13 protein-coding genes and 1 pseudogene are annotated in these 19,961 nt (G+C 47.6%); 4 read left to right on the top strand and 10 right to left on the bottom strand.

Annotation, left to right across the window (positions count from 1 at the left end; genetic code table 11):
* Window positions 1-97: 97 nt before the first annotated feature.
* On the bottom strand, window positions 98-472 hold the full coding sequence (locus ACYUJT_RS15695) for a YxiJ family protein (protein WP_460323831.1): 375 nt from the start codon (window positions 470-472) through the stop codon (window positions 98-100).
* Between the two features lie 797 nt (window positions 473-1,269).
* Here ACYUJT_RS15695 and ACYUJT_RS15690 point away from each other — a divergent pair.
* Window positions 1,270-1,356 carry an IS3 family transposase gene (locus ACYUJT_RS15690; RefSeq protein ID WP_460324189.1) on the top strand — a complete coding sequence of 29 codons (87 nt, stop codon included), beginning with the start codon at window positions 1,270-1,272 and terminating at the stop codon, window positions 1,354-1,356.
* A 60-nt stretch (window positions 1,357-1,416) separates the two neighbouring features.
* Here the strand turns inward: ACYUJT_RS15690 and ACYUJT_RS15685 are convergent, their stop codons facing one another.
* From ACYUJT_RS15685 to ACYUJT_RS15645, 9 genes and pseudogenes are all read right to left on the bottom strand, one after another.
* Window positions 1,417-2,043 (bottom strand): hypothetical protein, encoded by a 627-nt coding sequence (locus ACYUJT_RS15685; protein WP_460323829.1) that lies wholly within the window; start codon window positions 2,041-2,043, stop codon window positions 1,417-1,419.
* A gap of 387 nt (window positions 2,044-2,430) precedes the next feature.
* Window positions 2,431-2,949, bottom strand: coding sequence for a hypothetical protein (locus ACYUJT_RS15680; protein ID WP_460323827.1), 519 nt, complete (start codon window positions 2,947-2,949; stop codon window positions 2,431-2,433).
* Window position 2,950: 1 nt separating this feature from the next.
* Window positions 2,951-3,130, bottom strand: a pseudogene (locus tag ACYUJT_RS15675) (toxin C-terminal domain-containing protein); the annotation flags it as partial.
* A 29-nt stretch (window positions 3,131-3,159) separates the two neighbouring features.
* Entirely contained in the window at window positions 3,160-3,345 is a 186-nt protein-coding gene (locus ACYUJT_RS15670; RefSeq protein WP_460324187.1) for a polymorphic toxin-type HINT domain-containing protein, read from the bottom strand.
* Window positions 3,346-3,668: 323 nt separating this feature from the next.
* A complete protein-coding gene (locus ACYUJT_RS15665) occupies window positions 3,669-3,890 on the bottom strand; it encodes a hypothetical protein (protein WP_460323825.1) in 222 nt (73 codons plus the stop codon).
* A gap of 513 nt (window positions 3,891-4,403) precedes the next feature.
* Window positions 4,404-4,721, bottom strand: coding sequence for a hypothetical protein (locus ACYUJT_RS15660; protein ID WP_460323823.1), 318 nt, complete (start codon window positions 4,719-4,721; stop codon window positions 4,404-4,406).
* A 13-nt stretch (window positions 4,722-4,734) separates the two neighbouring features.
* Window positions 4,735-11,772, bottom strand: coding sequence for an RHS repeat-associated core domain-containing protein (locus ACYUJT_RS15655; protein WP_460323821.1), 7,038 nt, complete (start codon window positions 11,770-11,772; stop codon window positions 4,735-4,737).
* 41 nt (window positions 11,773-11,813) lie between these two features.
* Complete coding sequence (locus ACYUJT_RS15650; RefSeq protein WP_460323819.1) at window positions 11,814-13,952, bottom strand: S-layer homology domain-containing protein; 2,139 nt, start codon at window positions 13,950-13,952, stop codon at window positions 11,814-11,816.
* 288 nt (window positions 13,953-14,240) lie between these two features.
* Entirely contained in the window at window positions 14,241-16,352 is a 2,112-nt protein-coding gene (locus ACYUJT_RS15645; RefSeq protein ID WP_460323817.1) for a pullulanase-associated domain-containing protein, read from the bottom strand.
* Between the two features lie 270 nt (window positions 16,353-16,622).
* On the opposite strand from ACYUJT_RS15645, the gene ACYUJT_RS15640 reads away from it, so the two are divergent.
* The 3 genes from ACYUJT_RS15640 (at window position 16,623) to ACYUJT_RS15630 (ending at window position 19,929) form a co-directional block, all read left to right on the top strand.
* Complete coding sequence (locus tag ACYUJT_RS15640) at window positions 16,623-17,711, top strand: stalk domain-containing protein (protein ID WP_460323816.1); 1,089 nt, start codon at window positions 16,623-16,625, stop codon at window positions 17,709-17,711.
* A 525-nt stretch (window positions 17,712-18,236) separates the two neighbouring features.
* Entirely contained in the window at window positions 18,237-18,932 is a 696-nt protein-coding gene (locus ACYUJT_RS15635; RefSeq protein WP_460323814.1) for a response regulator, read from the top strand.
* Window positions 18,925-19,929 carry a sensor histidine kinase gene (locus tag ACYUJT_RS15630; RefSeq protein ID WP_460323812.1) on the top strand — a complete coding sequence of 335 codons (1,005 nt, stop codon included), beginning with the start codon at window positions 18,925-18,927 and terminating at the stop codon, window positions 19,927-19,929. The genes ACYUJT_RS15635 and ACYUJT_RS15630 overlap by 8 nt, the downstream gene beginning before the upstream one ends.
* Window positions 19,930-19,961 lie beyond the last annotated feature (32 nt).

Below are 19,961 nucleotides of genomic sequence, written 5' to 3'. Positions count from 1 at the left end.
ACTCTATATTAACCATCCCCTATTTGATTCGGCACTGGGTGGGGATAAAAAAGACCTTAAGGACAGAGCCCTAATGTCAGCAAAATTTAGTTTACAACTAATTGTGCAAATAATTAAGTATTAGCTTTCTTAATTTCTCATGATTATTGTATTCATTTTGAAATTCAGGATATTTATCCAGACTTGATTCAAAAAAGTTGTACTTAGGAAACAGCTCAAAAAAACCATTATTCATCAATTCAATTTGCCTTTTAGGGATTTTATCAGAGTGTCCGTTCAAAATATAACTTGTCGTTCCTGCAATCACGGTACAATAGTCATTAAAGTCCGCGTTTAAACTTTCATCTTCAAGTAATACAAAATCTCTTTCAAAATCAACCTTTATTTTACTTGTTCCCTCATATGGAAATGGATTCACCATTATAGATTTATGTTTTTCTGATATTAATGATAGCACTTCTTCTTTATCCAAACCCGAAGACCTCCTAATATTAGGACTTCCCAAAAGAAACTATCGTCCCATCCGGTGCAATAACGATATATTTACCGTTCTTTTTACAACGAATTGCACCTTCAACGGCCCCATTAACATACCAGTATTATGCACCCAAATGCCCAATATCCGTTTCATTAGAAAAGTAAATATGGATTTCCACTACTAATTATTTATTGACTCAAAATCTCCCTTCATATCAGATGGCACATGTTCAATTCCTTCATTCACGGTAACTGCATTTTGGGTTACGTCAATAAATATTAAATACTTTAAATCGATTAGATATACAGAGCTTTTTTTCTTTTTATACTGTTTAATTGTGTCTATGACATTATAAGGTGGTTCCTTGCTGTGATCATATAATATGATTGAATTTGTAGACCCGGCTCTTTGCAATTGTAAGGTGCCATCCCCAAAAGACTCGACAGTATCTCTACCTGACGCATGCTTTTCTTTAATTGAATTGCACCCTGGAATAATAATTAATATGATAGCAAAGCACAGAATGAACTTCCTAATCGTTTTAATCCTTCTCCCTTCGACGATCTATAATTATAACACTTACCTTTAAATTCATTATTAATACCTAAATTCTCAGTGAAACTCAAGCCATTTGCCCCAATCCATCCCATTCATTTAGCGGATCTTCAGCGTCTACTATTATTTCGATTATTGAATCAGCATCGATTTGAAGATCATCATAAGAGACATAATAAGTGTAAAAAATCATCTTTGGGATACACCCGCTGATGATGCCCTCATAGAGTCGTTTCATATTACACTACTTTCATAACTCAATTCGTATTCAAACGGAACTAAAAAACCAGTCGCCGATGGATTACCGACGACTGGCTACTTAAACTTGTAAGGTGCTTTGATCCCTGTCTCATAAACCGGGGCAACCCCAGTCACACTCACATTCAGTTAGTTTTATAGGCAACCCCTTTGCCTATAACTACTTCATACCTCTCCTGTGGTAATTTTAGTTCGCTCGTTGTAGTAAGGTAGTATACACCTTCTACATCGGTTGAGTCTAACGTAGCCCAGACCATATCTTTATTGATCATTAGAAATTCAATTTTACGCGTTTTAATTTCTGTCTTTATTCGTTTTTCACTCCCCGATGAGGTGTCTTTTATATATAACCGTGCATAACTGTTCCTTTGAAATAAATTGATGATTTCTAAATGATATTCGTATTTTCCGTCATCAGTTAATTTCATCGAATCATTTGTTACATTTTCTGTTATCCATCCATTGGTACTGACACTTTGGATTAACTGGAATGAGAGAAACAAGCTTAAGACTATCGCAATTACTAGTCCGAAAGAAGTGATAACATTCGATGGATATATTTTTTTCACCAACAGTACAATTAAGATTGTAATCAATAATATATTTGGAATCCAAAAAAATAATAGTTTGAAAGTGTCGATAATATCAAGAGAACGTTGAAAAACAGCAGTAACTCCAATAATAAACAACACAATAGACCCTACACCTACAATTATAGTGAACAGCAACACTGATTTTAATAATAATTGCATGCAATCATCCCTTATTTTTTCAGTATAGGCTCCACATGTTTTTCCCATACCTTTACATTACTATGCATGGTTGAATGGGAGTCTATAGGCCCTCCCGTTGATGTTCGGATTCCCGTTTTCTCGGCTTCTTTGACTCTTACATTCTCAGCATTTTTAAATGTTCTTCCGGCATATATTTTATTCCACGGCCCCCTAGCAACTTGTATCGCATCCTCTCCATTATACAGATGGTGGATATATTGCCCTACTTTTGTCTCTAACTTGTATTCACTAACTGGTATAAATGATGAGGGCTAAATTCCTTCGGGACGTCTGCCGCCCGATTCATTCGGCACTGGGTCGGAGTAAAAGAAAGACCTTGAGGATTTCCCCAAGGTCTTAGTAAGTTTAGTGTTTCTCAACAAACAAGCCAAGTTGTTCAATCGATGGTATTAATGAATCAATTGATTTTGAAGTATGAATTCCCATCAGAAAATCGTACCCTATAAAAATCTTCATCCTTCTAGGATAATAAACCTCAGAACCAATATCTTCTCGTAAGAGCAATCTACAATAAGGATCCACCCTCCCTTTATCTAATTTGTCCAAATCTTTAGCATTAGTATAAATCCCCAGTACATCTTGAGAATATAGTTCGCGGAAATTTTTCCTGATTTCCGTAAATCTGTCGTAGGAAAAACTTCGTTCAACGTTGTTGATTATCAAGAAGGGAATTTCCAAGTACTCCATAACGAGATTTATAACCTCAATATAGCGATCTTCAACTTTCTTATAGCCGTCAATTGTCAGTAATTCACCGTCAAAAGACTTGCCAATATCACCAATTGCAGTCCAGTCTTCCTTTAGATATCTTCTGTTTTCATCACGATAACTCGGATTGTATTTTGTAATTTCATACTTGTACAAATTAATCACCTATTCGATTTAAGTTAGCATCATAAGTTCCCGTTCTAGTATCTTTGCTATTTAGTGCTTCGGGGGATTTTGCCATCTTCCAAACACCACCATTATGCGATCCCATACCGTTACCACTGCCAATATCTTGACTAATATAAGTCTTTGTTTTTTGGTTATAAACTACCTTTTGCTTTATTCTTGGTTACATAATTTGTCGGTTCATAGCCAAGTATTGTGCACCCAAATCCCTATATCCGTCACATAGTACGTATGGTAATCAGCAACTGTAAAGTTATAAACCGTTACTGGTTCATCCAGTTTAACAAACTTTATCTTATCAATCGTCAGGTTGCTTCCATCAGCCTTTTGAAGCTTATCGCCTACTTGAAGTTCATCTGCGAAGATTTACCCTTTACCTTCAACCCAAAACGGATGGTTATATGTCGTCTCGATGACTTGTTCACCAACATACAACTTAATAATATCATCACGCTGGTTACGATATAAACCAGTTACCTCCTTGTAGGCCAATTCCCCTTCAGGGTTATTTTATACGGCGCTGATGAGGGCTAAGTCTTTTTGGGACGTCCGCCACCCGATTCATTCGGCACTGAGTGGGACAGAAAGAAAAAAACCTTGAGGATTGCCACCCTCAAGGTCCAATGCACATTATTATATGTCCGTTTCTTTTCTGTTAGGAAAATATTCTTTCTCAACATTACTTCCAGTCAGATGTAAAGTTCCGTGTATGCCGGTGACATTTTTTTGTCTACTTTATTTTTGTAAACCCTAGACCAAAATCGATGGTCATCAATGAGATGAACCAAATCATCCAAAAAGGCAATATCAGTTCCTCGTTGAAAAATGGTATTAAATACCTCTCCTTCAACCTCATAAATTTTATAAACACTGTTTATAGCCCCATCAATTACTTGAATATTTTTCTTCACTTTATCACCCTTTGAACTTAATCAATTGGAACAAATACATTCTTATGTTTTGTGTACTTTGAGCTTTTTAACTGAACATCAAATTGTAAACCTCCGTGGGATTCACCAGCTTTCGCAGGGATCCATATATTCCCGTCTTTATCCTTCAAACCATATCTCCCCTCATATTTACCCTTTAGTTCTTTTGTTGTAGACAGGAAGATAAGAAAAACACCAGACATACAGAAGCGTAGGACGATTCTTGAATTTGTCACATTGGATTATTTCATCAATAATAAGAAATCCTAGATAATGACGGTAAGTCACTAGTTGATTTGATTAGATAGTCGCACTCCGTCGCACTAATGGTAATATTCTGAATCGGTTCAGTCTAAGCAGAGCATGAATAGCCAAATTTGCTTGGCTTCGTTTTCTCCCGCCCGCCTTATATGCGGTGCGTGGTGCGCGGGTGGTGGCGGAACTCATAAAAAACCACATGGAGTTGTTACACTCGCATGTGGTTTTCAGACAGTGTTATTTTTTAAAAAACAATTTATATTTGTCAACAAGAATGTAAGTCAATCCTACTATACCACCTATAACCAAACCTTGAGTTCCTCCAAGAAGTAAAGCTATGATCAAACTAATTAACAAATTCAATATAAGATGGAGATATTTCTTCTTCAAATTCACCTTATTCAGCAAATAATCACCAATTGCTAAGAACAAAGTGAAAATAAGTAGCATTATCCCAAACACCAGTCCGTAGAGCAAAAAAAAGAATTTTTCAGGATAAGCAACTGCAACTACAACGCAAGAAATTATCCAAGTAGTCGAAATTCTAAATACCATATATGCACCCCTGTTATGGTCGGTATGTGAAAGAATGACTATCCTTTCCTCGACTATTGTACAAATTCCCAAATCCCCCAACTGCATCATACTGATACAATGTATTAAATACGCCACCATTAATGCTAATATACCCTTCATATGCTGGGAACAAATCCGTTGTGGTTGTCACTGTTACTTTTCGATAGCCAGTTATCTTTACATTGGTTATATAATCTATTGTTGGTGCGCCAACCACTAATGGATTACCAGTTGAGGCTGAAGCCCCCACGCTAGTGTAACTACTACCACCATTGCGTGCTAGATTACCCTCTGACCATGACATGCCACTGTTACTAGCCCTCCCAACACGACCATTATCTTGATGCGTCTGACCGACATAATTGAACCCAACTACGGAATTATAATCAAGATTAACAACTCCATATTGTAAGGTTCTTACAGATAACTGGTTAACTCCAAATTCTCGATCTGAACCATCACCTAAAAATGTTGCATCAAAGACATTACCAAATCCACAAGAAACACAAACAGGAGCAGTTCCAGAATCTACTGGAAGGAACGTGGCCAAACTAATAATTGCATAATTATACCCACCATCTGCCATAGAACGTAAATAATTTGCAGTAGCATGAATTTCTGCTTGCATACCTTTATTACCTGCAGCGGCTTGCCATGCTTCCCCTAAAAATTCTAATTGACTATATACAAAGGAATTATATTTTTGATCCCCTTCCATTATATGACCAGTAGGATCTGTGTAAATTAATGGATTATTAGCCACATACGTATAGAGATTCAACGTCAACGGATTTCTAATATCCCCCTCATACGTATCCTGACTCACAAATCGACCAAGTCCAGAATCAAAATACCGCGCACGAGCGTAGGAAAGGCCGCTGTTGAAATCATAGCCAAGTCCCGTATAGCCAAACAGGTTGTCCGGTCCAGGATAGTTCAGGTCGAACTTCTCTGGCTGAACAGGAATGCCGAACGCGTCGTAATGATAGCGTGCAGCTACCTGTCCGTCTCTGTTCAACAGTGCAAGCGGGCTGCCCAAAGCATCATCTAGGTAGAACAACGTCTCTGGTACCGTGTTGCCCACGGCTCCGCTTGCTCCCGGTGTTGGCTCCCAATTGTTGCTGGTATCCGCGCTTGGCAGATAGCTCATGCTGATTCGCTCTTCGCCTGCCCCGTATACGTAGGATTGCTTCCATTTTGTACCGCTAGCATCCGTTGCGAACAATGGCTGAGGCAAGGAAGTTGTAATATCATTCGTGAAATAGATTTCACTTTGCTGCTTCTTGTATTGTGGTTCCCAGCCAATACGCGGTCCTGCTGGGTGCCCTAACAAGTAGCTGTCCTGGATATTACCGCTGCCTATCGTAACTCCCATATAGACTCGGTTATCATCCCCGTCATAGCGATATACCGTTTTATCCCCGGAAGGATTGATATGACTGACCAGTCGATTAGCCGCATCCCAGCCATACGTCTCTAGCACCCGTGGTCCAGCTAAGGCCGCCGCCGAAGCACTGAACAGCAAATCTGCCCCATACACTTGATCTGTAACTGCCATCTGATCAGGTGCAATATTCGCTAGAGGGTCAAAGTCAAAACTCGGTATGGACGGCGAGGCAAAGTTATTCGGCGCCAGTGCGTCCCGTGTAATTGCTGTACCCGGCACACCCAGCACACTTGCCGATCCTCCGAATAAATCCGGCGCAAGTAGGTCAGTACTGCCATATACATCATCCGCCACGCCGCTAATCATCATCAGCGAACGGATACCGATTCTCAAGCTGGTGGCTGCCTGATCGATTCCTTCAACCTGAAGCAAGTTGCCACGTAAATCATACGTGTAGTCTCTGTAATCCGTCCCTTTGTCCCAGCGGATTAACTTATTCGCCAGGTCATAGGTATAGTTTTCGATTTCCGGCACACCTTGTACCGTCTGCGTCTTCTGCAGACGATTACCCGCCGCATCATACGAATATTGGGTCGTGGAGCCATTCATCTGTTGTACTTGAATCAAGCGGTTCAAAGCATCGTACGTATAATCTTCGATATCTGCCGGCTTCGCAGAACCAAGTGGCCTATCTTCATCAGAGCCCTGCTCCTGCCGTTCCTTGCGAACAATGTTCCCCGCTGGATCATAAGCATATTGCAGCTGCTCCAGCAATTGCCCATTTCTATTACGATGTTCAATCGCTAACAATTGCCCGATCGCATCATACGTATAATTACTCTCCGCACCATAAGGCAATGTTTTCTTGATCACCCGTCCAGCTGCATCGAAGATATAGTCAGTCCTCTGCTGCTGTCCGTCAATCAGATGATTGATCTGGCCCTCTCGATCATACGTGTAATTAACTGATGTGTTGTCTGGATAAATGATTCGGCTGCGCTGCCCCATCACCGTCCATTCATAACGAATGTTCTGGCCCCGCGGGTCAATGACCTCTGTTAGGCGGTTCAAGGCGTCATAGTTATACCGGGTTTGCCCATTCCCATCTTCCATCGTCATACGGCGTCCGATCAGATCATAAGTATATCTCGCTTGCTGTCCGTCACTATAAGTAACCCCAATCAAGCGTTCAACGCGGTCATAACTGTAATTTGTTGTCGTACCGTCTGAAGCGATAACCGATTTGAGATTACCGTTTCCGTCATAAGTCATCGCCGTTGTTTCCACGAGCGGATTGACTGTACTCTCAACGAGACCCCGTTGATTATAACGATAGCTCGTTACTGCACCGAGCGCATTTGTTTTTGTAAGCAAATTACCCATCGCATCATAGTTATAGGACGTAGTGTTACCAGCTGCATCAGTTACACCAATTAACTGTCCTAACGCGTCATAGTCAAACTTCGTTGACTGCTGGTTAGCATCCACTATTTCTGCCACTTGACCAAGTGCATTATACGAATAAGTTGTACTATGCCCAAGCGCGTTCTGGACTACCGTTGTTCGATCTAACGCATCATATTGGTACCTGGTAATGCTTCCTGCTGCATCTTTATATTCCGTCATTCGTCCCCGGCCATCCCTGACCAGGAAAGTCTCGCGCAACAAGGAATCAATCGTGCCAGTCTCATAACCTCGCGCATCAAACTTCGTATTCAAAGTGGTGCCATTGGGCCGTGTTGTTGTCACCAGATTTCCGGCGGCATCGTATTTGTATTTTGTCGTGTAGCCTAGGGCATCCGTCTGACTGATCAATCTGCCCAGCTTATCGTAATCGTACCAGGTGCCATTGCCGAGCGCGTTCGTCTCTTTGGTCAGCTGCCCATTTGCGTTATAGCGATACTGGGTAACAGCTCCAAGTGAATCTGTCATCGTTAACATCTGACCCAAATGATTATACGTATACCGAGTCGTGTTACCTAACGCATCTTTATAAGTCGCAAGGTTACCGTTAGCGTCATAGGTATAGCTCGTGCTGTTTCCATCCGCATCTGTGGACTCGATGATCCGTCCCAGACCGTCATACCTATAGCGGGTAACACCGCCGTTAGCGTCGGTCTCCTCTACCAGATTGCCGACTGCATCATAAGTCTTGACACTACGATTGCCAAGGGCATCCGTCATGGACGTCATTCTGAACACATCATACCCGTAAGACGTCAGCGATCCAGCTTCATCCTTGAAGGTCAGCATATTTCCATTATCATCAAAGGCAATTTCCGTCGTCTGCCGCAAAGCATCAGCTTGAGCTTGTGCCCGATCCTTGGCATCGTAAGTAACCTCGCCGATGATCCCATCCCTGTCACGCGTAACTGTTACGCGGTTCAGCGAATCACGTGATAGCTCCATGACATAACCGGCTGGGTCTTTAATCGTTTGTAAAAATCCTGCCGAATCATTCGTAAAATAAGTCGTTTCCCCTCGCTCATCCGTCGTTTGCGTAGGTACGCCGCGGCTATCCCTTAAGGTCGTCCAGGTTTGCCCCAGTGCATCCTTACCTCCGGTCAGGTTACCGGCAGCATCATAATTGTATGCCGTCGCATGACCGAGTGCATCAACTACCTCTACGGGGCGGTTCAAGCTATTATAGCGAATTACCGTCGATGCTCCGCTGCCGTCTATCGTTTGTACTAGGTTGCCTTGCTGATCATAAGCAGCTTTACTGCGATATCCATTGCCATCTGTTACGGCCACTAACCGGTTTGCATCATCATAATCGTATTTCCACAATGAACCGTCAGGCTGCTGCATTTCCGACAGCAAGAAACGGTCACCCCAGACATAAGTCGTCTCATGATCCAGCGCATCCTTCCGCTTCGTCTCGCCTGATGTTTGCAGCGTAGCGGAAACTCCCGGCATCACCGCGGCCAAAGAATAATTCACTGCCGCTGCCCTAGAAAGTGTTCCTAGACCTGGAGCGGTGTTAACGATGTTATCTGGATAAATCAGAATCGTCTTTCCATTGCCAACACCCGCCCGAACCGTTGGAGTCTGGTTCGGAGTCATATCGCCGCCGATTGCAAATACGCCACCTGTGGTTACGGACAATTGATTATTCACATTGACATTGTCACGTACGAACAGGTCCCCGCCTGTAATCGTAAGATCAGCTACCTGATTGTTCGAGACAATCCCGCCGAGCGTCATCTCCTTGGCAATATTCATGATGACCTTCGTATTGATCGATAGATTGCCTTGCACGATTAAAGTCTGTGCATCCACCGTAAGCTGGCCGCTGTTATAAGTCAGGTTGCCTGCATACAGCGTATCGTCCACTTTGACTACAGAATCGTTGTTTAAGTGAATCGTGCCCTTTGCCCATACGTTTCCGTACTCCCCGCCAACTTTATGAGCGTTTAAATTCAGCTTCGTATTGGCGTTCAGACCCTGCTCTAAAATCAGATTACCGTAAATACTGACCGTAATTTCCTTATTTGTATTTATCCCTTCCGCGATCAAAATGACCGGCTTGCTGCTGCTGCCAAACGTCACGCTATCTTCGACATTCAAATATCCTGCCCGGATAATGACGGGTCCGCTGCTGCTTGCAATCTGCTGATTAATCGCCGCCACATCCGATACGCTGCTATTCCGTGCCGAAGCCTTGAATGCATCGACCTTCGTAGTAATGCCTGCCGAGAGGCCCGACAAATACGCCGTGATTACAGGCTGAAGTCCAGGCACGATTTTATAGGGAGGCGCATTCCGTAAATTGTGCATCGTCCCTGACAAAATAACCTCATCCGATTCAGGAATGTCGTGTCCATTCTGCGGATCAATCGCAACCGGCCCTGTCGGCCCCTCATCTTCCTCTTCTCCACGCTCTACGGGAGCCACTTTGCCGCTATAGTTCGCCGTTTCTGTAGAACCATAATAATCCGTCAAGCCCGTTACCCGCTGATGCTCGTCATAAGTAACGCTCATGACCGCGGTTTGCGCCGGGTCGGTGACTGAAATAACGTGATTGCTGCCATCATAAGTAAATTTAGTGACTGCTCCATCCACATCGGTAAAAGAAACCATATTCCCTGCCGCATCATAGCCGAACCCTAATGCGCGTCCAGCATGATCCGTTACAGAGGCCAGCTTGCCGCTAGAATCATACGCCAACGAGAAGGAAACGCCGGTCGTGCTTACTTGCTGCAGCTGCTCTCCTTGATACGCTAGATCGATTTGATTCCCATTCGTATCCTGAATTGCGGTCAATAGGCCGCTCGCATTGAATTGATAGCTCGTCCCCCGCAGCGTCTGCAGTACATGGCCTGAGCCGTTCTGCTGCAGGGTCAGATCCGTGCCGCGCGGCGTCAAATAAGCTCCGCCGGACAGCGGGACGAACTCGAAGCGCGAACCGTCAGGCAGCATTAACTCCTGCTTGCCTTCTATCGAAACAAGACGCCATTCATAAGAATGGTGCCACCCCAAACCAAAGGCTCCCGCATAAGGGTCACGGCTCAAATAAGTCAACCCAAAGCTCAGCGGCAATAGCGCCTGCAAAGTCAACTCGTCTGTAGCATAGGCAAAATCCCCCCGGGCTGGCTCGACATGATCACTCCAAGACGGATTGACGATCCGCAGCCTTTTGTGGATAGCCTCCTTCGTAAATTGCGACAGATCGCTCTGCGCCAGTGGCCGGCTAATCTCCGGATTGACTAGCAGCAGTGAGGATGCTCCGCTGATACTGGCATCTGCGCTGGCCGCCTGAAGCCCGTTCCAAGCGGCAATCTCCCCGATTTTGGCGTTCACCGATTCCTCGGAGTCGAGTTTATAGTAATAGGCGGCCAACGCTCTCCAGGTCACCGGGAATCCCGGCACCGAATAACGCATGGCTTCCTGCAGCTCCGAATAACTCGAAGCCATTCCGCCCTGATGAGCCTGAGCAGCAATTTGCACCCGTTGCCCGGCATTCAAAGTGATCGCCTGACTCCATTGTCCCTGCCGGTTCACCGTAATATTGTCATGCTTCTGCAGCAAGCTTCCCGAGGGATTGCGCAGCTCCACACTAACAGTGCTGCCCGTCTCGGACGTGCCTTTAACCGTCGTGCTGCCCGAAGGCCCCGCCTCGACCGTGATCGATGCAGGGGGCTTGGGCTGAGTGCTATTGATGATTTCAAAGCTGCCTATTTGCCCGTAGTATACGCCTCTGCCATCATAGTCGGCAGGAGAGACGGCAATGTAATACCGTCCCTCTGGCAGAGGCACGCCGCCGATTTTTCCGTCCCATTCCACTTCGTGAACAATGTACTCGCCTTGCGCGTTTTTTGTAGGGTACACGCCACTGGCAATAAGTTCTCCGAGCACGGGAGGACCGCCGATTATGCTTGGTGTGCTTAAATTGATCTTCGTAGCATGCTGTGTCTGGCCGTTGTCTGCGGCGCTGAAGCTGAAGCTGATGACCGTCTTTTCTCCCTTGTCGATATTAATCTCGCTTGGCTCAATACGCAGGTTGGTCGACGCCTGCGCCTTCCTTGCCTCCATTCCCGGAAAAACAGGCATAGAGGTAACCAATAACACCATGACGAGCAGGCAGGACACGACAGCTCTTGCCGCCTTGCCCCGTAATCTATATAAGTGCTTAAAATTCATTTACTTATATCTCTCCATTCATTCAATTCGTAATAGAATCATCACAAGAGCTGCAATTGCTCCATAAGACGATAAATCACCGCGGCGGCCTCTGCCCGCGTTGAAATCTGCTGCGGATGCAATTGATTCCCGCTGCCTTTTACGAGCTGCATCGCCAGCGCCTTCTCAACATGCGGCTTCGCCCATCTGCTGACTTTCGCATGGTCTGCAAACTGCAACAGCTGTGTTCCCTGCTTCGTTTGCTGCAGCGCCTCGCCTTCCTGCCGGGCTTCGATGGCTCGAACCAGCATCGCCATCATCTCTTCGCGAGTGAGCGCATCATCCGGCCTAAAGCGGCCCTGCTCTCCCTTAATGAGACCTGCCGCTGCAGCGGCCTCCACCCAGCCATAGCTCCATTTCTCTGCCTTAACATCCTGGAACGTCGGCTGTTCAGGGAATACCGGCGAAATGCCGACCGCACCTGCCAGCATTTTGCTAAACTGAGCGCGCGTCAAGGTCCCCTTAGGCGCAAACGTATCTGCGCTTATACCATCAACAATGCCGCGTGCTGCCAGCACCTCGATCGACCCGGAAGCCCAATGCTCCGCAGCAACATCTCCAAAGCTCACATTGCGCAGCAATACAGCATATACCCCGGAGGATGTAATCGGAGCGCGGACATACCGTTCATCTGCATGGCCGCTGTTCGTCACTCCGCCGACATAGGACCAGTATCCAAGTGTCTCATCGTACTGATAAATGCCCAGCTTCTCGCGATGCTCCAACCAATAATCGCCTTCCCCAAAAGCTAAGGTAAGCTGTGCTGCCTTGCCAAAGTCAGCCAAGGCTTGTATACGCCAAGCCGAGCCTGCCGCCTCCAACGTACGGCCGGACTTATCCTTTAAGGTGAATTGAGATGCATCCAGTTCGCCTATATTCAGCTCGGTTGCTGAAGCAAAAGTTCCTGCAGCTACATCCAGCCGAACCCGGCCATCTGTAGTGCTGAAGCTTCCGCCATCAGCGCCCACCGTAAACTTGCTGACCGTCTCTCCTTGCGAATCCGCCGGACTTCCTGCTGCTCCCGATGACGGCAATCCCGCTGAAGATGAACCAGAAGAACCCGGACCCCCTTCTGATGGAACCCCGCCAGCCAAGTTCATCGAGCCCAGCGTTCCGTCTGCGGAGCGGTAAACCAGACGATCGCCCGCTAAGCCTATATATTTCTTGTTTGCATCGGCTTCGCCGATTGAATACACCCGGCCCGTGGATAATCCAACTCCCTTAAGTACGGCTCGGCCGCCTTCGTGCTCCAGGAATACCGCCTGGGTATCGCCGATTGACATAAAGGCATACTCCTCCGCCTTAACGCTCATCGTAGTGAGATCTTGAGGTGTAACCATTGTATGATTCAGTGCCGCTATGGCAAATTTGCTTTCCTTTGAGCCATTCTTCTGTTTCCACAGCACATATTCCCCATTCGTTACGAACCAATCGACATAGCTGTCCCCGCCGAGATCAATGAGCGAGCGCGTAACCCCGCTGCTCAGCTCCAGTACGCTTAATCCTCCATCGCGGGCATTTTTGTAAACGACAAACCCATTGCTGAGTACGGGATAACGCCCTTCCCCCAGCGAGGTTTCGGCCCCAGTGATCAAATCGTGGTAGATCATCTGCTCATACTGGCGCTGTTCCGACCAAACAGCCGCCCTTCCGTCCACCGACGGATTGGCATACTTTCCGTTGTAATTATTAAGCTTCTTCTCGATGCCAGTTAGAAGGTCATAGCTGTAAATGTCCCAGTATTCCGAGGAAAGATCCTGATTTCCTTTGTCCGCCCATACCACAGTTGCTCCCTTGATGACAGGAACATCCTTAGGCGAACTGCGGCTCGTCAGCGCCTTTTCTTCCCCCGTAGCTTCGTTACGGGCGTAAATTTGCCGCTCCCCATTGCTCTCCGTATTCAACCAGACAACATGGCCGCCGGAGACACTATAGTGAGATTGGCTAATCCCCCCTGCCGCCGACATCAATGCCGCGGGCATGGCTGTTGTCGTTGCTGCAGCTGCCGAGGCGCTCTGCGAGCTCGTCCCCTCAGCCCAAGCTTTTCCCGGAGTCAATTGCACGCCTCCGTTTCCTGCCGCAACAGCGATTACTAGGAGAGGGATAACGCCCCATCTCTCCAATGCCTTCCTTTTCCTCATCGCTTAAATCTCCCTCATCTTTCTTTTCAGACACAGCAAAAAATCAGGGCACAGCAATCGGGTACCCATAATTCCTAGTTCTTATGGATCAATTGAGTTTGGGCAACCGATGACTTCATCCTGATTTTGTAACCGTTGTCTTATTTTAATATCGGAAGAAATAACTATATTTCGAAGGATATTTTTGAAATCAGGAGTTTAGTCTTATAAACATACCGGAATAGTGCCATTAAAAAAGACTTCCCCGTGCGCGGTTGTCTGCGCTACAGGAAAGTCCGGTACTTCATGTTATTTAGTGAATATGCGATACTCCCACGGGGCAAGCTCAAAAGCTTGCTGGGGTTGAAGCTGGACGGTCTTCCCGTCAAAATACGACTGATACGATCCCTGCGCCGAACCTCCATCCACCACCGTCGAGACGCGGTCTCCAGACAGGTTAAGCACGATCACTACTTTATTGCTGTCCTTCTCCCTAGCAAACGCGAGAACGCGTGAATCGGAGCTGCCTAGGAACTCGACTTCTCCGCCTTCGCTGCCGTTCCAAAGCGCAGGGTTCTGCTTCTTGAGGCGAATGAGCTTCTCATAGAAGGACTGCATCGTCAGGTCGTTCCATGGGATCTCGTCTTTTTCAAAAAACGCCAGCCTCTTATCCAACCCGGCCTCCTGCCCGGAATAAATCAGCGGCATTCCCGGCAGTGTGAAGGAGAGAATGTCCATCATTGCCGCGGCTTCGCCGAACATTTCCGCGGTCGTGCCCTCCCAGGAGTTCGTATCGTGATTCGTCGTGAAATGCATCGGATAGGAGCCCTTAGGATACAGCTGCTTGCTGCGGTCGATATAAGCTTGAATATCTTTTGCGCCTTTTTCGCCGCTAGGTAGGCCCTTCATGATGTTATAAAAAAGATCCCACCCATAGTTCGCGTTAAACGCTTCGGACAGCAAGCCGTACTGGGTATCGTCCTCGGCCAGCATATAGACAGGCTTGATCCGATCCAGCTCCCTTCTCGCCGCCTCCCAGAAGTTCTGCGGCACGCCGGCCGCATAATCCGCGCGGTATCCGTCAATATCGGCTTCCCGAACCCAATAGGTCATGGCATCAATCATAGCCGCCCGCATATCGGAATTGGCGTAATTGAGCTGAGCCACGTCCGACCAGCCCTCCGGGGACACAACGTTGCCCTGGCTATCCGTTACGTACCAGTCCTTATTCCGCAGCCATGGATGATCCCATCCGGTATGGTTAGCCACCAGGTCGAGTACGACCTTGAAGTCCATTTCATGCGCTTTCTGAACCAAACGCTTGAAATCCTCCAGCGTGCCGAATTCGGGATTCACCGCTTTATAATCAGCGACGGCATAATAAGAACCTAATGTACCGACGCGCTTCTCTTTCGATATGGGATGGATCGGCATAAACCACAGAATCTCCACGCCCAGCTCCTTTAATCGCGGGAGATGCGCTTCGAACGCCCGGAAGGTGCCTTCCGCAGTATACTGTCTGACATTCACTTCATAAATGGTGGAATCCTTCGACCAATCGGGGAAATATGCCTTGCTCTCCCCTACGTTTGTAATGTACGGCGATGTATGAACGGCTGGATTTCCTTCTCTAAGGAACAAATGCTGGACATCGCCAAGCTGGGCGAATGATCTCTCAGCGCCGTCTTTCTCGCCGTCCGTGCGGCGAACGACCAGGAAGCTGATTTTGCCCGCGCCCTTTTTAAACTTAACATCGATATAAGCGCCGTACCGGTCGACCTGACTATTGGAAAAAGCCGCAGCCCCCACAGGCCAGCTCCCCGCCGCCTCCGAAGGCGTCTCTACGTCATCCCACATCCATAATCCCCAGGAGCTATAATCCTGATCCGCCCTCTGATAGTGAATTCGGATCGTGTTCTCGGGCAAATTCACCGGCTCCCACAGAAATACTTCATCCGACCCTTGTTTGATCCACACCTCGTTCATTTCCGGAGCACTTAACACCACTGTTTTCTCATTCCCGTCTTTATCCCCTGTCTTCTTGTTGACTGCTATGAAATTAACTTTACTGGCCTTCTCTTGGAGATGAATGTCTACATACGCTCCGTAGCCAGTCGTCTGAGCAGCCTGAAAAGAAATTGCCCCTGTAGGCCACGCTCCCGCTGTTTCCGATGGCGTCGCTACATCTCCCCATAACCAGAGCCCATAGTTCTCGAACTGATGATCCGCTCTTTGGTAATGAACTCTTAACGTATTGGCAGGGATAGCACCAACGTCATTCGTTATGGCCGTCCCCTGCGCCCGGGCATCCTTAGACCACGGAACGCATCCTACAGACAGCAGCACCACCAAGAACAACAGCATCATTTGCTTCCCGCCTACATACCGTTGGCGATTGAATACAACCTGCTTTTTCTTCACTAGTCCGCCCTCCTCAAATATGTGGAATCCGCTTCCAAGTTCAATATAGCATCGGAGGAATTTTCCCGGGTTAGAGGATTTGCGTGAATCAGGTTGACTTTTTATTGAAAAAATAAACACTTTCCGAAGAATACCTATCCTGTTTTCGGATGATTTTCTATCTTTTAACTATCCTATATTCGTTGGCGTCCGGAAATAAATGGTACACAACTAATCCAGCTTGTCCTCGTCCAATTATATGAACATAACAAACAACAAGGTGATGGACATATGAAAAAAAATCAAAACTTGCTGCTGCTCGTGCTTGCAGCGTCTCTGCTGTATGCCGCTCCTGCGCAGGCAGAGGCGGGCACGCCCGCTCAGGCCGCTACCCAGACGCAGGATCAAGTTCAATCCCAGGCTCAGCCGGAGTCTAAACCGATCGCCATTTTCCTGGACGACCGCCGGCTTGAGCCTGAAACGGAGCCGCTAATCGTGGACGGCACCGTGCTCGTCCCGATGCGCGGGCTGTTCGAGGCGCAGGGCGCCAAGCTGGTCTGGAACGGTGCCAGCAAGACTCTTACCGCAACCAAGAACGATCAGACGCTCACCTACCGGATAGGAGAGGCCTCTGCCGATCTCAACGGCAAACGGGTGAACCTGTCTGTACCCGGCCGGATTTCAGACGGTTACACCTTAGTGCCGCTACGATTTGTCAGCGAAACGCTCGGCAGCAGCGTCAAGTGGACCCCGGATACGCGAACGGTCCATATTTCCTCCCCGGTGAACTATGAGACAACCATTCTCTGGGGCGTGAATCTGCGCAGCCGACCGGACACTGCGGACGGCTCTGCTACAGGAGAACTGCTTCCTACTGGCAAGAAGGTCCATGTCGTCCGCGAGGTTGATGCCCTCTGGCTGGAGGTGCGCACTCAAGATCAGAAACACGGCTACATCTCGGCCAAGCCGAAATATACCGATTATACGAGTCCTTCGCTCATTGAACGGCAAGGGGAAGCGCTGATTGCTTATGGCAAGCAATACTGGGGCACACCGTATGAATTCGGGGCTTCGCCCGACCAGACGAATACGTTCGACTGCTCTTCGTTTGTGAAGCGCGTCTTCCAGGATACGCTGGGCATCGAGCTTCCCCGGGTATCCTATAACCAAGCGACGGTCGGCCAAGAAGTCGGAATCGACGAACTGCGTCCTGGAGACCTGCTGTTCTTCGGCGCGCGTGACCTGGACATTGGACATGTCGGGATCTACGCAGGGAACAATCAGATCCTGCATACGTATTCGAAGAAACTGGGCGTACATATTGGGGAATTCAGCGGCCAGTGGAAAGAACGGTTCGTTACGGCTCGCAGGGTGTTTTAAATGTAAAGGGGATGCCCCAAAAGTCATCATAGAATGACGAAGGGGCGCCCCTTTTTTAGCTTCTCTTTTATAAACTGTCGGACACTAAGCTGATGTACACTAAGCTGATGTACACTAAGTCGCACACTAAATGGAATTCATGTATCTAATTACGCTCTAAACGAATGGTTCCGGGAATTAGATGGATTTTATGCACCTAAAATCAAGAATCCAGCCCATGATGGCCATCTCCCTTCTTCTAACGACATGAAATACACTTAAATCTACTTTCCCTTCTATGGCACAGAAACTAACTACTATAAATCCATTTAGATAATTTGAACTATTAGCAGCCCCTTATATTTATCCGGTCAGGTCACCACATCAACTATAATCATCAGCAAGCCGGCTGTTGTGGTTGGATAACCTCCGCGCTTAACAGCTTGTACGACCGCAAGCGATTTACAACCGCTGCATTTCATGTGAAGATGAAGTGAGGAATAGGAAATATCCAACAGTTATAAATCAACTAATGGTGGTGACGCCATGTTCAAAATTATGCTGATCGAAGACGATGCCAGCCTGTTCGGCGAAATCCGGGAGCGCCTGCAGCAATGGAGCTATGATGTATATGGAATCGAGGATTTCAGCAGCGTAATGCAGGAGTTCGCAGCGGTGAAGCCCGATCTCGTGCTCATCGATATCCAGCTGCCGAAGTTCGACGGCTTTCACTGGTGCCGGATGATTCGCGCCCATTCCCATGTGCCGATTATCTTCCTGTCTTCTCGCGACCATCCTACGGACATGGTCATGTCCATGCAGCTGGGGGCGGATGATTTCATTCAGAAGCCTTTTCACTTCGAGGTGCTTGTGGCCAAGATCCAGGCCACCCTGCGCCGCGTCTATGATTACAATACCGAGGCAGTCTCACTGCGTACGTGGTGCGGAGCGACGGTCGATTATGAGCAGAACACGGTGACAAATGCTGCAGGCACGGTCGAGCTGACCAAAAATGAGATTTACATCTTAAAGCTGCTCATCGAGCAGAAGAACAAGATTGTCACCCGGGAAGAGCTGATCAAGAGTCTCTGGGACGACGAGCGCTTTATCAGCGACAATACGCTGACAGTTAACGTGAACCGGCTGCGCAAGAAGCTGGACGAGCTTGATTTAGGCCGCATGATCGAAACGAAGGTCGGGCAAGGCTATATCGCGATCCAGGAAGGTGATGGCCGTGATTAGAAAATTCCTGATCGAACGCCGCAGCTGGATTCTGCTCGTCATCGTTCTGCAGCTGCTTACCTTATCCGTGGCCTACCTGGATTCGGAGATCCCGATGGATTCGCTGCTCTACATCGTTTTTCTATCGACGATGATCTTCGTTATTTTCTTGGTCGTCCGTTATCATCAAGAGACCCGCTTCTATAAAAATCTGGAGCAATGGGAGCCGCACCTTGACGTTGCGGGCTTAGCGGAAGGCCGCCGCCCTTTCGAGACGGCCACCCGCACCCTGCTCCTACAGCAGACGGATCGGCTCAGGCAGGAGGCTGCATTTAACCGCACGGCACTTGAGGAAGAGATGGATTATCTCTTGTCGTGGATACATGAGGTGAAGACGCCGCTGACCGCTATGCACCTCATGCTGGAGCGGCTGGAGGAAGAGCCCCTGAAAACACAGCTGACCTACGAGTGGCTGCGCATCCATCTTTTGCTCGACCAGCAGCTGCACCAGAAGCGAATGCCGTCCATGGAAAATGATATGTATGTCGAGGAAATCGACTTGAAAGCTCTGCTCTTCGCAGAAATTCGTACACTGCGGTCATGGTGCATGCAGAAGGGCATCGGCTTTGACGTCGATTTAGAGGCAACCCGGATACTTAGCGATGCCAAATGGCTCGCCTTCATTCTCCGCCAGCTGCTGACCAATGCCGTGAAGTACAGCGAGGCCGGAGACATTTCCGTGAAGAGCCTTACCCTCGGCGACCACACCGTTCTGGAAGTACAGGATCAAGGGCGCGGAATTGATCCGCGCGATCTCCCCCGCATTTTCGATAAGGGCTTCACTTCCACGACCAAGCATCATGAGGATAAGGCGACGGGGATGGGACTATACTTAGCCAATAAGGCCGCCCAAGCGCTCCATATTCGCATCGAGGCCGAGTCAAGGCCGGGAGCCGGCACGACGATGAGGCTTACCTTTCCGCAGCGGAATGCGTTCGTGCAAATTCAAGGCGAGTAGCACAGGCATGTGACAGCATTGTCACATGCCTT

This window comes from Paenibacillus sp. YSY-4.3 (genome assembly GCF_054767475.1).
This window is presented reverse-complemented; position numbering and strand designations above follow the sequence as displayed.